The organism is Paracoccus mutanolyticus, assembly GCF_003285265.1.
Lineage (GTDB): Bacteria > Pseudomonadota > Alphaproteobacteria > Rhodobacterales > Rhodobacteraceae > Paracoccus > Paracoccus yeei.
On record NZ_CP030239.1, the window covers coordinates 3,547,456 to 3,561,209 of the forward strand.

The window sequence follows — 13,754 nt, forward strand, 5'->3', positions numbered from 1 at the left end:
CCTTGTTTCACAAGCGGCCGCGCCGGAAAAGCGGCAAATCCCGCTTGCCCGGGCCCGGGTTTCGCCGCAAACCTTGCCCGCCCGCGCGGCCTTCTCGCGCGCGGCCCGATCCTGCACCGGAGGTGCCCGATGATCCGCCTGCTGACGATTGCCGCGCTGGCCCTTGGCCCCGCCCTGCCCGCGCTTGCCGCAGACACCGCCGAAGGCGAGACGCTGGCCAAGGATCAAAGCTATACCTTCCGCCTGCCCGAGGCGATCCGGACGCTGGACCCGCAGAAGAACGCCGACCCCCAGGGCGCCGAGGTGATCCGCCAGCTGTTCGAGGGGCTGATGAACGCCGACGCCCATGGCGCGCCGGTGCCCGGGGTCGCCGCCTCCTATGATCTGTCGCAGGATCGGCTGACCTATACCTTCCACCTGCGCCCGCAGGCGAAATGGTCGAACGGCGATCCGGTGACGGCGGGCGACTTCGTCCGCGCCTGGCGCCGGCTTGCCGACCCCGAGACCGCATCGGAACAGGCCTGGTATCTGGAACTGATGCATGTCGAGAACGCGACCGAGGTCATCAAGGGCGCGAAAAAGCCGCAGGAGCTGGGCGTGGCCGCACCCGACGACCGCACCTTCCAGGTCCGGCTGTCCGCGCCCTCGCCGCAGCTTCCCCATATGCTGAGCCATCCCGCGACCTATCCCGTCAACCGCAAGGCGCTGGAACAGGGCGACGGCTGGACGCGCCCCGGCACGCTCGTGGGAAACGGCGCCTACCAACTGGAAAGCCACGACCTGGGGGCCCGGATCCTGATGGTTCCGAACCCGCATTACTGGGACGCGGCCCATGTCGTGATCCGCAGGCTGCAGGGCGTGACGCTTGTCGACGACGCCCAGGCGCTGGCGCGCTATCGCGACGGCGGGATCGACCGCATGCGCATCCCCGCCGGGCAATATCCCGCGCTGAAACAGGACCGCCCGGCCGAGGTCGTGGTGCTGCCGCAGGGCTGCACCTATGGCTTTGTCCTGAACCTGGGCGACAAGGGCCCCGAGGCGCTGCGCGACCTGCGGGTGCGCCAGGCCCTGTCGCTGGCCACCCCGCGCGAGGCGGTGGTCGAACAGATCCTGCAAGGCGGCCAGGCCCCCGCCTTCGGCTGGACCCATCCCGTGACCCAGGGGTTTTCCGCCCCCGTCCCCGAAGCCGCCGGGCTGACGCCCGCCCAGCGGCTGGACCGCGCCCGCGCGCTGCTGGCCGAGGCGGGATACGGCCCCGACCGGCGGCTGGCCCTGTCGCTGACCTTCAACGACACCGACCCGACCCACCGCAAGATCGCCGAGGCCATCCGCGACGCCCTGAAGCCCCTGGGCGTCGATCTGGTCCTGCGCGACCTGTCCTGGAAGGTCCAGGTCGAGCGGATGCAGACCGGCGAGTTCGAGCTGGCGCGCCAGACCTGGTGCGCGGACTACAACGACGCCTCGACCTTTCTGGACATCTTCCGCACCGGGGGCGCGAACCCCGGTCACTTCTCGGATGCCGAATACGACCGGCTGCTGGACCACGCCCGCACCGCCCCCGACCCCGCGCCGGACTATGCGGCGGCCGAGGCGATCCTGCAGCGCGCATTGCCGGTGATCCCGGTCTATCACTATGCCCGGGCCGAATTGCTTCGCGACGACATCCGCGGCCTGCCGCGGGCGAACATGATGAACGAATGGTGGGCCAAGGACCTGTACCGCGTCGCGCGCTAGGCAGGTCAGGTCACGGCCAGCAAGCGGCCCATCTCGGCCCGCAGTTCGGCCAGCTCGAAGGGCTTGGCGATGAAGCCGTCGGCGCCCAGTTCCAGCCCCTTCTTGCGCTCGACGCCGAGCCGCGCGCCGTCATCATCAGCACGCGGATGCCGGAAAGGGCGGGGTCGGCGCGCATCGCCGTGATGATCTGATAGCCCGAGATGTCGGGCAGCATGATGTCGAGCAGAACCAGGTCGGGCCGATTGAGCCGCATCTCGTCCACGGCGCCGGCGCCGGTCGCCAGCCGCCGGTGGCTGTGGCCGTCGCGGGTCAGCAGGAACTCCAGCGCGACGGCGATATTGTCCTCGTCCTCGACGATCAGGATATGCGCCATCACCGGGCTCCTTGCGCAGGGAACCGGGCCCGGCGAACCGGACCCGGTCGGGCGGATCAATCCGCGAAGATGTCCTTCCTGTGGGTCCCGTTCGGCACGAAGATCGTCCCGATCACCACCGTCATCACGGCCACGATGATGGCATACCACAGGCCGGCATAGATGTTGCCCGACTGGGCCGAGATCGCGAAGGCCGTCGCCGGCAGCAGCCCCCCGAACCAGCCGTTGCCGATGTGATAGGGCAAGGACAGGCCGGAATAGCGGATGCGGGTCGGGAACAGTTCGACCAGCATGGCCGCGATCGGACCGTAGACCATCGTCACCAGCAGGATCAGATAGGTCAGGATCACGACGATGGTCAGCTTCTGCGCGGTGAAGATGTCCAGGAAGTGGTCCGCCCGCGCCACCGTCTCGTTGGTTTCGGCGTTCAGCGGATAGCCCACCGCCTTCAGCGCGTCGTTCACCGCCTTGTCGAACGCGGCCTTGGTGGCGGCCAGTTCCTCGCCCGACAGGGCCGAGGCGTCGTAGGACGGGATCACCGTGTCGCCGATCCTGATCTCGGTCGGGCTGCCGGCCGGGGCCTGGACGCTTTCATAATTGACCGAGGACTTGGCCAGCGTCGCCTTGGCGATGTCGCAAGGCGAGGTGAACTTGGCCGTGCCGGTCGGGTTGAACTGGAACGAACAGCTGGCCAGGTCGGTCGAGACCGTCACCGGGGTCTGCTGCGCCGCGTAAAGCGCGGGGTTCGCCGTCTTGGTCAGCGCGTGGAACACCGGGAAATAGGTCAGCGCCGCGATCAGGCAGCCGCCCAGGATGATCGGCTTGCGGCCGATCTTGTCGGACAGCGCGCCAAAGAACAGGAACCCGCCGGTGCCCAGGATCAGCGACCAGGCCACGAAGACGTTGGACGAGAAGCTGTCGACCTTGATGACGTTCTGGATGAAGAACAGCGCATAGAACTGACCCGAATACCAGACCACCGCCTGGCCCGCGGTCAGGCCCAGCAGGGCGATCAGCGCGATCTTGCCGTTCCTCCAGTTGCCGAAGGCTTCCTTCAGGGGCGCTTTCGACTGCGAGCCCTCTTCCTTCATCTTCTTGAAGGCGGGCGATTCGTTCATCTGCAACCGGATATAAAGCGAGATCAGCAGCAGGAAGATCGAGCCCAGGAACGGAATCCGCCAGCCCCACAGGTCGAACGCCTTGATCATCTTCTGCGTGCCGTCCGGGTTCAGCACGGCCTGGCCCGCCGCATCGACGACCGGGGTCGGGTCCCAGTTGCCGTTGACATAGCCCTGCACCATCAGGATCACGATCAGCGACAGCAAAAGGCCCAGCGTGGCCGTGGTCTGGATGAAGGCGGTGAAATAGCCCCGCTGGTTCGGCGGCGCGTGTTCGGCCACATAGACGGCGGCGCCGCCGTATTCGCCACCCAGGGCCAGACCCTGCGCCATGCGCAGCACGATCAGGATGACCGGCGCGGCGACGCCCCAGCTGGAATAGCTGGGCAGAAGGCCTACCAGGAAGGTCGAACAGCCCATGATCAGGATGGTGGCAAGGAAGGTATACTTGCGCCCGATCAGGTCGCCCATGGCGCCGAACACCAGCGCGCCGAACGGGCGCACGATGAAGCCGGCGGCAAAGGCCAGCAGGGCAAAGACGTTCCGCGTCGCCTCGGGGAAGGCGGTAAAGAACTGCGCCCCGATGATCGCGGCCAGCGAACCGTAAAGGTAAAAGTCGTACCATTCAAAGATGGTGCCTGCCGATGAGGCAAGGATCACCTTCTTCTCCTCGGACGTCATCGGGCGCGAGCGCACCGATGCGACATCCGTCTGGTTATAGGCCATGTGTTTCCTCCCTGTCAGCCGGCCTTGCCGGCGGTGTTGGGCATAGGGGGGCCGTTCCCTGCGGCGCGGGCCGAAAGGTCGTGCGGCAGGCAACAGCCTGGTCCCGATGCGTGCTGTCCGCCCTTGCGGCGGTTCTTGCGTCCGTTCCGCGCCCGGGAACCCTCCCGCTCCGGGCGCGGACCTTCTCAGGGCCTGCCGCCAAGCGGCGGCGGCGGCGGCGCGGGACCGTGGCCCCGACGCCCTGTCATTACCCCCTGTTCATCCTGTTTTCGATGAGTTCGTCGACGACGGCGGGTTCGGCGAGGGTGGATGTGTCGCCCAGTGCGCCGTAGTCGTTCTCGGCGATCTTGCGCAGGATGCGGCGCATGATCTTGCCCGAGCGGGTCTTGGGCAGGCCCGGGGCCCACTGGATCAGGTCGGGCTTGGCGATCGGACCGATCTCGGTCCTGACCCATTTCTCAAGCTCGGCGCGCAGCGCGTCGCTGGGCTCGATGCCGTTCATCAGCGTGACATAGGCATAGATGCCCTGCCCCTTCAGCGGATGCGGATAGCCGACCACGGCGGCCTCGGCGACCTTCTCATGCGCGACCAGGGCCGATTCGACCTCGGCCGTGCCCATCCGGTGGCCCGAGACGTTGATCACGTCGTCGACCCGCCCGGTGATCCAGTAATAGCCGTCCTCGTCGCGCCGGCAGCCGTCGCCGGTGAAGTAGTAACCCGGATATTGCTGGAAATAGGCCTCCTCGAAGCGCTGGTGGTCGCCCCACAGCGTCCGCATCTGCCCGGGCCAGCTGTCAGCGATGCACAAGACGCCCTCGGCCGGGTTGCCCTCCTGCACCGCGCCGGTCTGGGCGTCCAGCACCGCGGGACGCACGCCGAAGAAGGGCAGCGTCGCAGCACCCGGCTTCGTCTCGATCGCGCCGGGGATCGAGGTGATCATGTGCCCGCCGGTCTCGGTCTGCCAGAACGTGTCCACGATCGGGCAGCGGCCCTGGCCCACGTGCCGGTCGTACCAGTTCCAGGCCTCGGGGTTGATCGGCTCGCCGACCGAGCCGAGGACGCGCAGGCTGGAGAGGTCGTATTTCTCGACCCATTCCGGCCCCTGCCCCATCAGCGAGCGGATCGCGGTCGGCGCGGTGTAGAACTGCGTCACCTTGTGCTTTTCGCAGACCGCCCAGAACCGGCCCGGGTCGGGAAAGTTCGGCACGCCCTCGAACATCACGGTGGTCGCGCCGTTGGCCAGGGGCCCATAGACGATATAGCTGTGGCCGGTGACCCAACCCACGTCCGCCGTGCACCAGAAGACGTCGCCGTCCTTGTAGTCGAAGACGTATTGATGCGTCATCGCGGCATAGACCAGATAGCCGCCGGTCGTGTGCACCACCCCCTTGGGACGGCCGGTCGAGCCCGAGGTGTAAAGGATGAACAGCGGATCCTCGGCCCCCATCGGGCGGGGCGGGCAGTCCGGGCTGACCTCCTCCATCAGGCGCAGCACGTCCACGTCGCGGCCCTCGATCCAGGTGGTCTGGTCGCCGGTGTGCTTGACGACCAGGCAGCGCACCTTGTCCGAACAGTGCAGCAGCGCCGCATCGGTGTTCGACTTCAGCGCGGTGCGCCGGCCGCCGCGCGGCGCGGTGTCGGCGGTGATGACCAGCTTCGCGCCGCAATCGTTGATGCGGTTGGCCAGCGCGTCGGGCGAAGACGTCGATGACAAAGGGAATGACACCCATGCGCGCATGCCAGCATGGCCTAGGCCGCCTAGGAGACATCGGCTGAACACAGCCGGTGACGCGCATGACGCTGGTTCGGCATATCGGCGACGAAGACTCGGTTCACCTTGTCGTCCGGGCAAGGTTGGGCGCCGGCATCGAGGTTGGTCGTGACGACCTTCTTGCCCGCGCGCTTGGGCAGGTGGCGGTCGATGCAGTTGACCGAGGCGTTCAGCACCCCGTCCTCGAACCACTTGATCGAGACCCGGCCCAGGGTGAAATCGGTGTTCTTGACCTTGGCATAGGGCTCGATCCAGTCGATCCGCCGGCCCTCGCGCCCCCAGAACCCCTCCGGGTCCGAAATCGATTCGTCATAAAGCCGCGCATAGTCGGAAGGACCCACATGCGCACCCTCAAATCCAGGCGGAATCGGATGTTTTTCAACGTATCAAGGGACATGGCAGGCCTCCTCCACTCGCTCTGCAGCGCCCTGCGATCCTGCCCACCCCCTCCCCGGGGCACACACGGCCGTCTGTCATGGCGCCGATTGAGGGAGGTTAATACAGATCACGCCATCGCGTAAAATGGTTTCTGCAAAGGCATTTTCTGTAAATTTATTGACTTTGGACCCGAGCAGTCTGTAAATCTTTGACAGCCGCTTGCCAGAGCCCGCGGGCCGGGCAAAAACTGGCACTTATGACGACCGACCCCTTCCTTGCCCCCGACGGCCGCGCCCGCGCGCTGGCCCGCCGCCTGATCGACACGGCGCGCCATGCCAGCCTGGGCACGCTGGACCCGGACAGCGGCGCCCCCCTGGTCACGCGCATCGCGCTGCAGGCGGACCCGGACGGGGCGCCGGTCGCGCTGCTGTCGGGTCTGGCCGCCCACGCCCGCGCCCTGGCGCTGGACCCACGCGCCGGACTGATGGTCGCGGGCGACGGTTCGGGCGATCCGATGACGCAGCCGCGCCTGTCGGTCCTGGCCCGGGCCGTGGTCGCTGCCCCCGACCCTGCCCGGCGCGACCGCTGGCTGGCGCGCGACCCCCGCGCCCAGCTTTACATCGACCTGCCGGATTTCCGCTTCTGGCGCCTGGAGCCGCTGTCGGGCCTGCTGAACGCGGGCTTTGGCCGCGCCTATCGGCTGGCGGCTGCGGACATGCTGAAGCCCCCGGCCGCAGAAGAAGCGGTCGAGGGCGACGACAGTCCGGCCGGGCCGAGCCCCTAGAGCGGGTCGTCCATGCGCACGCGCAGCGCGATGCTGCCCTTGGTGGCCGCGCCCCAGTTCAGCGCGACCTGCTTTCGGGTGGTGCCGACCGACGGCTGGACCCAGGGCATCTCGGTCACGCGGGCATTCGCGGCATTGTGATGGCCGAGGTCGCCACGACCGCCTCGACCTTCTTGGCGTAGCCGTTGAACGGCAGCGAGGTGTCCACGTTCACCAGCCAGCGGTTCGAGGTGGTCGCCTGCGTGAAGGTGATGTCCACCGGGTTCGCCACATAGGTGTTCACCCCGTTGAACATGTTGCCCTGGAACTGGATATTGCGCATCCGGCCATAGTCGAGGTTCGCGAATGTCGTGTCCACGCGGTCGATCCGGGTGATCTTGTTGGTCAGCGACTTGAAGACATTGCCCATGACCGCCAGCCCGTGGATGAAGTGGCCCGAGCCATAGGGCTTGACCACCAGCCAGTTGAACCCCAGCGTGGTGTCGGAGGCCAGGAACGTATTCCCGGTGATCGTCAGCCCGCCGAAGGAATACTCGTCGCCCTCGAAATCGGGCTTGGCGTCGTGTTCGTTTGTCCATTCGATCGAGCAGTTGTCGATATAGTTCGAGGTGACGTTGGCCTGCACGTTCGTGCGCGTCAGGATCAGCCCGCCGAACCGCACGCCGACCTGCGCGGTGTCGCCCTGGAACCAGTGGTTGTTGTCGATCATGTGGCCGCCGCCCGCCGCCACCATGAAGTGACCGAAACGCACGAAGCGGTTGTGCCGGATCTTGGTGTCGTTGGCGTTGACGTTGATCGCGACCGAGGTGCGGTTCTGCGACAGGGTCGACATCTCGTTCGACAGGAACTCGCAGCGGTCCACCACCATGCCCTGGCAGGCCGTCCCGATCGAGGTGATGCCGCGGTCCTTTGGCCGGGTGAAGTAGCAGTCGCGGAAGCAGTTCATCGAACCGTCCTTGGCCAGCATCACCGCGCTGGCATTGCCGTCCAGCAGGAATTCGATATCGGCGAAGTTCAGGCGGCTCAGGCTTTCCATGTCGGAAAAGTCGAAGGCATAGCGATAGCGGGTGAAGGTATAGGCGCGGGTCCCCGCCCCGCCGTAAAGCCCCTGGGACAGCGACAGGGTGCCGGCGGCGACGTTCTTGCCGTTGACATAGACCTCGCGGCCGACGCCGTTGCCGCTGATGCGGGATCCGATCTCGATGTTGGCGATGTTGGAGACGTTGGTCAGCACGCCCGGGTTGTTGGGGTTGTAGGTCGCCGTGGCGCTGACCGCCCTGGTGTCCCAGGCGGGGCCCGGGGTGATGGTGATCTGGCCGTTGGCGATGACGCGGCGGTTGCCGAAGCTGGTCAGGTTCGGGGCGTAATCGGCGACCTTCAGGGGCTCGGTCAGGTGCACGCACCGCCCGCCCAGGTCCAGAAGCGCATGATCGGTGAACCCGAACAGGGCCTGCAAGGCGCGCTTCATCCCCTCGGTTTCGCTGCCGAAGGCGCTGGCATAAGTCCCGAAGTCGAACTTGCCGGTCAGCGCCAGCCGGGCCGAGCGGGGCATTTTCAGGACGCCGACGAACCGTGCCGGCACGCTCAGGCTCAGGTCGGCGCCGATGTAATAGGTCCCCTCGGGCACCAGCAGCTGGCCGCCCCCCGCCGCCGCATTGGCCGCGACAAAGGCCGCGCGGTCATCCGCGACGCCGTTGCCGATGGCGCCGAAATCGCGCACGTCGACCCAGTCCAGCATCCCGGCGACAAAGGCCACGGTCACGTCCTCGATCACGATGTTCTCGATGCGGACCGCACCGTTGTTGTCGCCGATCAGGTCGATGCCAAATGGCCGAAGCCGCCTGCCGGCCCCAGGCCATGTCCACCCCCTCGCGCCGGCCGGTGCCGACGATGGCGGAAACCTCGACCACATCGCCATAGGCGGTCAGGCTGACGGTCGTCCCGACCTGCACAACGCCAGGGACGTTCGAGCCGTCGGCCGCGGCGGCATAGCCTGCGATCCGCACCTGGGGGATGTTGCCGGCGATGGCCTTGACCCGCGTCGATATCCGCAAATAGGTCCCGGGGCTGATCGGCGTCTTGCCCATGTATCGCAACGAGGTGACGCTATCGAGCTTCACGATCTCGATGCAGTCGCCGAAATCCTGGTCCGCCGGCACCATGCCAAGGTTCGCCTGCCCCGCCCAGGTCGGGCTGCCTGACGTGCCGTCGGTTCGCGACCATTGGTTCATTCCCAGCCGGAACTCGCGCGGCATCAAGGACTTGTTGCCGGTGATCGTGATGGCCATGCCAAATTCTCCTTACCAGATCCTGCCAGCCCATGGGCCGCGCGCTCTGGTGGGAATGTGGCAAGGCGGCGTTAACCGTTCCTTAACCATGCGCGCGCGGCAACGGGGCCGCACGCAACGGGCCGGTTTGGATCAGGCGGCGGGTTCGGACACCAGCTCGCCCGCCAGCGCGCGCTCGATCAGGGCGCGGGTTTCCTCGACGCCGTAAAGCGCGATGAAGCCGCCGAAGCGCGGCCCTTGGTCGGCGCCCAGAAGCACCTGGTACAGAGCCTGGAACCAGTCCTTCATCGGCTCGAATCCGTGATCGCGGCCGATGGCAAAGACCATGGTCTGCAGCGCCTCGGCATCCGCCGGCTGGTTCCACGCAGCCAGCCGGCCCGCCAGGTCCTCAAGCGCCCGGCGCTCGACCTCCGTGGGTGCGCGGAACACCCGCGTCGGCGCCACGAAGTCGTTGAAATAGCGCACGGCGAACTCGGCAGCGGCATCCAGCGTCGGGTTTGCCTCGGGACTGGCCTCGGGCGCATAGCGGCGGATGAACCCCCACAACCCGGTCTTGTCCTTGGCCCCCGCGACGGACGCAAGGTTCAGCAGCATCTGGAACGGCACCACCATGTCCGAGGCGGGCACATCGCCGCCATGGATGTGCCAGACCGGGTTCGCCAGTTGCTGCTCGGGTGTCTGCTCGGGATAGGCGCGCAACTGCTGGTGATATTCGTCCACCGCCTTGGGGATGACGTCGAAATACATCCGCTTGGCGGTCTTGGGCTTCTGAAACATGAAATAGCTCAGGCTCTCCGTCGCCGCATAGGTCAGCCATTCGTCGATCGAAAGGCCATTGCCCTTGGACTTGCTGATCTTCTGGCCGTGCTGGTCCAGGAACAGCTCATAGGTGAAATGCTCGGGCGGCCGCCCGCCCAGGATCTTGCAGATGCCGTCATAGATCGGGGTGTTGGTGCTGTGATCCTTGCCGTACATCTCGAAATCCACGTCCAGCGCGGCCCAGCGGGCGCCGAAGTCGGGCTTCCATTGCAGCTTCACATGGCCGCCCGTCACCGGCAGCGTCATCTCCTGCCCATCCTCGTCGTCGAAGGTGATGGTGCCAGATTTCGCATCGACATGCTTGATCGGGACGTAAAGCACCTTGCCGGTCTTGGGGCTGATCGGCAGGAAGCAGGAATAGGTCTGCTGGCGCTCCTCGCGCAGACTAGCCAGCATCACCGCCATGATGTCGTCGTATTTCTCGGCCGCCTTCAGCAGCGTCGCGTCGAACCGGCCGGACTTGTAGAACTCGGTCGCGCTGATGAATTCGTATTCAAAACCGAAGGTGTCCAGGAAACGGCGCAGCATGGCGTTGTTGTGGTCGCCAAAGCTTGCGTATTCGCCGAAAGGGTCGGGAACCGAGGTCAGCGGCTCCTGCAGGTGCTGGCGCAACATGTCCTGCTGCGGCACGTTGTCGGGAACCTTGCGCATCCCGTCCAGATCGTCCGAGAAGCAGAACAGCCGCGTCGGAATGTCCGAGATCATCTGGAAGGCGCGGCGGATCATCGTCGTGCGCGCCACCTCGCCGAAGGTGCCGATATGGGGCAGGCCCGAGGGTCCATAGCCCGTCTCGAACAGGACATAGCCCTTTTCCGGGTCCTTCTTTTCATAGCGTTTCAGAACCCGGCGGGCCTCCTCGAAGGGCCAGGCCTTGGATTTCATGGCGGCGTCGCGCAGGGCGGTCATCGGGGCTCTCCATCGCTAAGGCCTTCCCCGTATTGAAACATGACCCGATGGTCAATAATTTCGCCCCGAACCCACGGAGAAATGCCATGACCGACAACCTGCCCTCGTTCTCGCCCTGCGACGCGCTGGTCGCGGTCATGGTGGGCGTGTCCGCCTCGGACCAGAACCCCCGCACGTCCGAGCTTCTGGCCATCGAACGCGCGGTGAACCATACCCCGGTCTTTGCCAATTACGACATCGACCGGGTGCGCGCCGTGTCCCAGACCGTGATGACCCTGTTCGAGGAGGAGGACGGCCTGGACGCGCTGTTCGGGCTGGTCCGCCAGTCGCTGCCCGAAAAGCTGTTCGATACCGCCTATGTGCTGGCCTGCGACGTCGCGGCCTCGGACGGGCGGCTGGGCGAGGTCGAGGCCGAGATGCTGGCCGAGATCCGCGACCAGCTGGACATCGACCGGCTGCATGCCGCCGCCATCGAGCTTGCGACCCGGGCACGGCACCGGCTGCTCTAGGATCGGCGATCAGGGCGCCTGTGGTGCGCGCAGCATAGGTATTTGAAAAACGGTGAAAGCGCGATGCGTCAGGCCCGTCCCGCCCGGATGGCGGTCGACGAGAGCGTGCTGAGCGGCACGTTGATCATCGCCCAGGCGGGGGGTGCGGCGTCCGCCAGGCGGCCGATGCGGCTTTCGGGCAGGCGGGCTTCGGCAAGGATGCGGGCGGTGCGGGAAAACCGCGCGGGCATGCGCCAGCCGGGGCGGGCGATCACGCCGATAGGAACGCGGGCGGCGATCTCGCGCCAGCGGTCCCAGCGGTCGAACTGGACCAGGTTGTCGGCCCCCATCAGCCAGACGAACCGCGCCCGGGGGTAAAGCCGTTGCAGCCCTGCGATGGTGTCAACGGTCTTGCGGGTTCCAAGAACCGCTTCGATCCCGGTCACGGTGACGCGCGGGTTTTTCATGATCTTTCGGGCGCTTGCGATCCGTTCCTGAAGAGGTTTCGGAGCATGACCCTTGAGCGGGTTGCCCGGGCTGACCAGCCACCAGACCCGGTCGAGGCCAAAGCGGCGCAGCGCCTCGTCGGTGATGTGGACATGGCCCTGGTGGGCGGGGTCGAAGGAGCCGCCCAAGAGGCCGATCCTCATGCCCGGCAAGGCCAGGGGCAGGCCCGCGCGCAAGTCAGAACAGCCCTTCGATCCGGCCCTGCGGGTCCAGGCCGATGCGCAGCGCGGCGGGTTCGCGCGGCAGGCCAGGCATGGTCATGATCTCGCCGCAGATGGCGACGAGGAAACCCGCCCCGGCCGACAGCCGCACCTCGCGCAGCGGGATCACGAAGCCCTCGGGCGCGCCCAGGGCGGCGGGGTCGGCGGAAAAGGAGTATTGCGTCTTGGCCATGCAGACCGGCAGGTGGCCGTGCTGGGCCTGCCAGGCCTCGATCTGTTCGCGCACGCCGGGGGCGGGCTCGACCCGCTCGGCGCGGTAGATGCGGGTCGCGACCGTCTCGATCTTGCCCCAGAGCGGCATGTCGTCGGGATAGAGCAGCCGGAAATCGGCCGCGCCCGAGCAGGCCAGGTCCACCACGGCGCGGGCCAGATCCTCGGCCCCCGCCCCGCCCATCGCCCAGTGCCGGCAGAGCACCGCCTGGACGCCGAACTCGGCGCAATAGGCGCGCAGGGCGGCTATCTCGGCCTCGGTGTCGCTGGCGAAATGGTTGATGGCGACGATGACCGGCAGGCCGAAGTCGCGCAGGTTCTCGATATGGCGGCCAAGGTTCGCGCAGCCGTCCCGCAGCGCCGCGACGTTTTCCGCGCCCAGCTCGGCCCGCGCCACACCGCCGTTCATCTTGAGCGCGCGCACTGTCGCCACCAGCACCACCGCATCGGGCGCGAGCCCGGCCAGCCGGCACTTGATGTCCAGGAACTTCTCGGCGCCCAGGTCGGCGCCAAAGCCCGCCTCGGTCACGACGTAATCCGACAGCGCGAGCGCCGTGCGCGTCGCCACGACCGAATTGCAGCCATGCGCGATATTGGCGAACGGGCCGCCGTGGACCAGTGCGGGATTGTTTTCCAGCGTCTGCACCAGGTTCGGCTGCAACGCGTCGCGCAGCAGGACCGTCATCGCCCCGTCCGCGCCCAGGTCGCGCGCCGTCACCGGGGTCTTTTCGAAGGTCTGGCCGATGACGATGCGGCCCAGCCGGTCCTGCAGGTCGGCCAGGTCCGAGGCGAGGCACAGGATCGCCATCACCTCGGAGGCCACGGTGATGTCAAAGCCGGTTTCGCGCGGATAGCCGTTCGCCGGCCCGCCAAGCGCAACCACCATGTCGCGCAGCGCCCGGTCGTTCATGTCCATGACCCGCCGCCAGGTCACCCGCCGCGGGTCGATGCGCAGCGCGTTGCCCCAATGGATGTGGTTGTCGATCATCGCCGACAGCAGGTTGTGCGCGCTGGTCACGGCGTGGAAATCGCCGGTGAAATGCAGGTTCATCTCCTCCATCGGCACGATCTGGGCCATGCCGCCGCCGGCCGCGCCCCCCTTCATGCCGAAATTCGGGCCCAGCGAGGCCTCGCGGATGCAGATGGTGGCACGCTGGCCGATGCGGTTCAGCGCGTCGCCCAGGCCCACGGTCGTGGTGGTCTTGCCCTCTCCGGCGGGGGTGGGGTTGATGGCGGTGACAAGGACCAGCCGCCCGCGCGGCCGGTCGGCCAGGTCGGCGATCGCCTCATGCGTGATCTTGGCCTTGTCATGGCCATAGGGCAGGATCTGCTGCGGACCCAGGCCCAGGCGGGCCGCGATCTCGGCGATGGGGCGCTTGCTGGCGTCGCGCGCAATCTCGATGTCGGACCTCATGGCATCCCCCTTGTCGG

At 67.0% G+C, this 13,754-nt stretch carries 10 protein-coding genes and 2 pseudogenes; 3 read left to right on the top strand and 9 right to left on the bottom strand.

The genetic code is table 11. The features are described 5' to 3' along the window. Positions 1–129: 129 nt before the first annotated feature. Complete coding sequence (locus tag DPM13_RS19215) at positions 130–1,734, top strand: peptide ABC transporter substrate-binding protein (protein WP_112888638.1); 1,605 nt, start codon at positions 130–132, stop codon at positions 1,732–1,734. A gap of 5 nt (positions 1,735–1,739) precedes the next feature. Here the strand turns inward: DPM13_RS19215 and DPM13_RS19220 are convergent. The 3 genes and pseudogenes from DPM13_RS19220 to acs all read right to left on the bottom strand — a co-directional run bounded on the left by DPM13_RS19220 (position 1,740) and on the right by acs (position 6,063). After that, positions 1,740–2,107: pseudogene (locus DPM13_RS19220) on the bottom strand (response regulator transcription factor). A 56-nt stretch (positions 2,108–2,163) separates the two neighbouring features. Continuing rightward, positions 2,164–3,951, bottom strand: coding sequence for an MFS transporter (locus DPM13_RS19225; protein ID WP_223252217.1), 1,788 nt, complete (start codon positions 3,949–3,951; stop codon positions 2,164–2,166). 247 nt (positions 3,952–4,198) lie between these two features. Then, positions 4,199–6,063, bottom strand: a pseudogene (gene acs / locus DPM13_RS19230) (acetate--CoA ligase). Between the two features lie 293 nt (positions 6,064–6,356). On the opposite strand from acs, the gene DPM13_RS19235 reads away from it, so the two are divergent. Further along, positions 6,357–6,884, top strand: a complete 528-nt coding sequence (locus tag DPM13_RS19235) for a pyridoxamine 5'-phosphate oxidase family protein (protein ID WP_112888639.1) — start codon at positions 6,357–6,359, stop codon at positions 6,882–6,884. Here the strand turns inward: DPM13_RS19235 and DPM13_RS25550 are convergent. From DPM13_RS25550 to DPM13_RS19245, 4 genes are all read right to left on the bottom strand, one after another. Further along, positions 6,881–7,003: a hypothetical protein gene (locus DPM13_RS25550; protein WP_262983202.1), complete on the bottom strand. Its 123-nt coding sequence runs from the start codon at positions 7,001–7,003 to the stop codon at positions 6,881–6,883. The genes DPM13_RS19235 and DPM13_RS25550 overlap by 4 nt on opposite strands. Continuing rightward, complete coding sequence (locus DPM13_RS19240) at positions 7,000–8,658, bottom strand: polysaccharide lyase domain-containing protein (protein WP_223252218.1); 1,659 nt, start codon at positions 8,656–8,658, stop codon at positions 7,000–7,002. Before DPM13_RS19240 ends, DPM13_RS25550 begins: the two co-directional genes overlap by 4 nt. Next, entirely contained in the window at positions 8,564–9,172 is a 609-nt protein-coding gene (locus DPM13_RS24515) for a hypothetical protein (RefSeq protein ID WP_223252219.1), read from the bottom strand. The genes DPM13_RS19240 and DPM13_RS24515 overlap by 95 nt, the downstream gene beginning before the upstream one ends. Positions 9,173–9,304: 132 nt before the next feature. Next, the gene (locus DPM13_RS19245) at positions 9,305–10,897 is read right to left on the bottom strand and encodes a lysine--tRNA ligase (protein WP_112888640.1); all 1,593 of its coding nucleotides are present in this window, start codon (positions 10,895–10,897) and stop codon (positions 9,305–9,307) included. 86 nt (positions 10,898–10,983) lie between these two features. Between DPM13_RS19245 and DPM13_RS19250 the strand changes: the two genes are divergently transcribed. After that, positions 10,984–11,406 (top strand): tellurite resistance TerB family protein, encoded by a 423-nt coding sequence (locus DPM13_RS19250; protein ID WP_112888641.1) that lies wholly within the window; start codon positions 10,984–10,986, stop codon positions 11,404–11,406. Positions 11,407–11,474: 68 nt separating this feature from the next. Here DPM13_RS19250 and DPM13_RS19255 read toward each other — a convergent pair whose 3' ends face one another. Both DPM13_RS19255 and DPM13_RS19260 read right to left on the bottom strand, forming a co-directional pair. Beyond that, entirely contained in the window at positions 11,475–12,035 is a 561-nt protein-coding gene (locus DPM13_RS19255) for a nicotinate-nucleotide adenylyltransferase (RefSeq protein WP_262983372.1), read from the bottom strand. Between the two features lie 34 nt (positions 12,036–12,069). After that, complete coding sequence (locus DPM13_RS19260) at positions 12,070–13,737, bottom strand: formate--tetrahydrofolate ligase (RefSeq protein WP_112888643.1); 1,668 nt, start codon at positions 13,735–13,737, stop codon at positions 12,070–12,072. Positions 13,738–13,754: the final 17 nt, after the last annotated feature.